At 47.6% G+C, this 1,942-nt stretch carries 2 protein-coding genes; one reads left to right on the top strand and one right to left on the bottom strand.

What is annotated here, in order from left to right:
* A partial coding sequence (locus ACFR9S_RS14045; protein ID WP_379818908.1) for a hypothetical protein occupies positions 1-439 on the bottom strand: 439 nt, incomplete at its 3' end.
* Positions 440-880: 441 nt separating this feature from the next.
* Between ACFR9S_RS14045 and ACFR9S_RS14040 the strand changes: the two genes are divergently transcribed.
* Positions 881-1,330, top strand: a complete 450-nt coding sequence (locus tag ACFR9S_RS14040) for a hypothetical protein (protein WP_049990620.1) — start codon at positions 881-883, stop codon at positions 1,328-1,330.
* The last annotated feature ends 612 nt before the right edge of the window (positions 1,331-1,942 follow it).

Below are 1,942 nucleotides of genomic sequence, written 5' to 3'. Positions count from 1 at the left end.
GGTACGGATCGTGCCCGTCGAGATAATATCGTTTTATCAGCTGACCGTTGGTTATCAGATCCGCGACAATCCCGATGCACTCGAAGACGTTTTCCAGCGGCCGTTTGACCTTGTAGATGACGCCATCATATCCGCGTACTCGCGCATACTCCGATTCCTCAACCAGGGACTTATACGACGGAAATTCTGAATAGAGTTCGATCACGTCCTCTTTCAACAGTTGCAGGTCTTCTCGCGCTTTGGGGCCGAATATAGCACCTCTTCCAAGTATATGGAGAAGCCGATCGGCAGTAGCCATACACTCATGGGAGTATGATTCGATTTTCTCTATCTCCTTGAATTCGGCTGAAGAGACATCTCGATGAATTTCCTTCGGTTCGTCTTTTCCTGTAAAGTAAACAATTCTATCTTCCGGATCATACGTGACGATGTCAGACATAATTACTAATTAGATCTATGATTGTTAATGTATTCGACATTGGATCACGATGTGAATGATGCTCGGGTCGGTACCACTGTGACTTATTATCGGAACTAGCCGTGTTGTGCGGATCCCTGCCCTAAGTGTGGGCAGAGAAACTCCTCCTGAAGTTCTATGCTTGCAATAGTGTGTAATACCAGTGAATAACGGTACTGCGGAACAGGAACAAGGTAGTGTACCGTGTAACTATGACGAAGTCGTGGTACTTGGATCAGTACTAGAATAGTGTACCAAGATCCTGTACCACGACACAGAACTTTGCTCTAGTACCATGATCCTGGATCAGGAGTCAGGTACACGAGAGCGTTCCACACCTCCATACCGTGGTACAGTTACATTTTCAAGCTGATGATGAGATCCTTCTCAACGCTGATTTAGCAGGGGTACATCCGCTTGATTATGGGCCCACCTGATACGATCGCACCGTTCACGACGGAGCATCACTACACCGAACCTGTTGAGACTGAACAAACTCAGTTCGGCATTGATCGATTTCACCACTTGGTACCGTTGGACTGGTTCTTAGTCGCCTTGTTCGAGATCGACGCGTGGTCCTATGAGTTCTTTCTCAATAACCGAGGACTCTTTGAGGAGAGCCATAGGGCTATAACAGTCGATTTCGACTACGATGTAGACAGGAATCCCGATGGTACTGGAAAACCGTTTCACATCTTGTTCCGCGATTCAGAAGGTAAGGAATCGAAATGTTATCCTCGCACGCACTATTTGCTTCGACTACTGGATTACGACGAGGAAACCTATGAAGTGGTGGAGTTGACTCCAACCGACGGACATGATAGCGTGAATGTCGTCATTCAAAAACGCTTACCCCACATTCCGAGAGAGTAAAACATCTCTATACCTTGCTCTCAGTCGCCAAATCAATATCTCGACCGACTGTTCCGTATTTCTGAGTTACAAGTACGCTCTTTGGAAAATTGTCGAATCGTCCTCTGACTCACCAACGATGTCTTTCACAAAAGCCTCAAGAGATGACTTCAACCGCTACAGGGCCTGGCGCCACTGTAGAGAAACTGGCCGTTGTCAAGAGCTTGATGCGGGACGAGGTCCATGTCAGCGACGACACCGTGACCACGTAGGTCTCTCTTGATCGCCTGGAGGACGCCTTAGGACTGGACGATATCGAGGTTGAAACCCTTGAGGAGTATGATCACTAATACCTGATCTCAGCTAAGTCCGATCAGTAAGGCCTTTTCACCGAAAATCTGGATTCGTGGTTTCTGGTATTTCTCCACGGGGTTTTTAGAACCATCCTCAGAAGAAGATAATATGGACAGTATCGACGTCGGGGGCAAGTGGTGGTTGGAGGAAATGGATGAAGAGGACGAACTTGTCCCTGACGAGGCTGTAGCAGGCACACTGACTTATTCGCCGGTACACGGTGTCGAACTTGAACTACTCGGCAGCTTCTACAGAATGTTCGAGAGACATGATGACAAT

Origin of the sequence: Halolamina salina, from assembly GCF_042678005.1 — an archaeon.
GTDB classification, from domain to species: domain Archaea; phylum Halobacteriota; class Halobacteria; order Halobacteriales; family Haloferacaceae; genus Halolamina; species Halolamina salina.
The sequence above is the reverse complement of the archived record's forward strand: the minus strand, read 5'-3'. Positions and strand labels throughout refer to the sequence as shown.